The organism is Kurthia zopfii (assembly GCF_003143955.1).
In the GTDB taxonomy this organism is placed as follows: Bacteria; Bacillota; Bacilli; order Bacillales_A; family Planococcaceae; genus Kurthia; species Kurthia zopfii.
On sequence record NZ_QFVS01000084.1, the window covers coordinates 1 to 1,430 of the forward strand.

A 1,430-nucleotide genomic window follows, 5' to 3' on the forward strand; every position below is an offset into this window, starting at 1 on the left:
GGTTCTACAATAAATAACGTTGGTGAAGAAAAAAGCACCGATCTCTAATCAGATCGGTGCGGAAACTTCATGAACGTTATTTTTATTCAAAAAAATAGAAAACAAGTGAGTTTCCCTATAGAATAAAAGTCTCTAAACAATACACTAAGGGGGAAAATCACTTGTCTATTAACCATGATATTCGAAATTTACTAGATATTCAAGACTCAAATATCCACTTCGCTACGAATTGCGTCAATCAAAGGCTTTATAAAGGAAGAATGAGTAAGTTCATTACAGCCAAACTAACCTATACTCCTGAGTGTTGTAAGGTTTGTAAAAAGGAAAACAAGGATTTCTCCATCATCAAAAACGGCACACAGGAGTCTAGAATCTCTCTACCAATGATGGGGGTTCACCGCACGTTTCTTTTACTGAAGAAGCAACGCTTCTTTTGTAAAAGCTGTTCTAGCACATTTGTGGCGGAATCAGAAGTCATTAATCGCTTCTGTTTCATCTCGAACCAATCCAAATCACTGGTAACACTGAAAGCTTCTGAAGCACAATCAATTACACTAATCGCCCAAGATACAAGTGTTTCGCCGACTTCAGTTCAACGATTCATCAATCAATTTAGCGAATCTATGCCTAAGAAATTTAATGATCTACCGAAACACCTTTCGTTCGATGAATTCAAATATCTAAAAGGAAGAATGGCTTTTGAATACATTAACGCTAAAACAGGTACGATTCTGGGGATTTTACCTTCTCGATTAAGTCGTGATATCAAGGATCACTTCCTGTCTCGCTACAGTTATGCCCAGCGTTGTGCAGTTGAAACCATCACGATTGATATGAATGCAGGTTATGAAAAACTAATTAAAGAGCTTTTCCCAAAAGCGAAGATTATTATCGACAGATTTCATCTCGTCCAACTCATCAATCGCTCCATGAATAAGCTAAGAATAAGTGTAATGAATGATTTTAGAACAAGTAATGGCGCGGATCAGAAGAAATACCGCCGCCTGAAAAAACATTGGAAACTGCCCTTAAAAAACGCACTTGATCTATCTTTTACATCTTATAAAAACTTCCCGTTATTTGGCCAAACCACTGATGCGACGGTCGTTGAGACACTTATGAGCTATAGTGAACGTCTGAAAGTGAACTATAACCTTTACCAATCCATCTTAACTGCATTGAAAGATAAAAACCTAGAACAGTTAACAGAAATCCTTGAAAAGCCTTTAGCAGAGGGCATTTCAAAAGATTTTAAAAGAAGTATTAAAACTCTTAAATATCACTTAAGTTCAATTAAAAACAGCTTTCTTTTCCCTTATAACAACGGAAGAATTGAAGGAATTAACAATAAAATCAAAGTCTTAAATCGAGTTGCCTATGGTTACAGGAACTTTGAAAACTATCGCAACCGAATCTATTTACACTTCGCA

The 1,430-nt window shown here is 36.2% G+C and carries 1 protein-coding gene; it reads left to right on the forward strand.

The annotated features are described in order from the left end of the window. Positions 1-161: 161 nt before the first annotated feature. A partial coding sequence (locus DF281_RS14415; RefSeq protein WP_240605557.1) for an ISL3 family transposase occupies positions 162-1,430 on the forward strand: 1,269 nt, incomplete at its 3' end.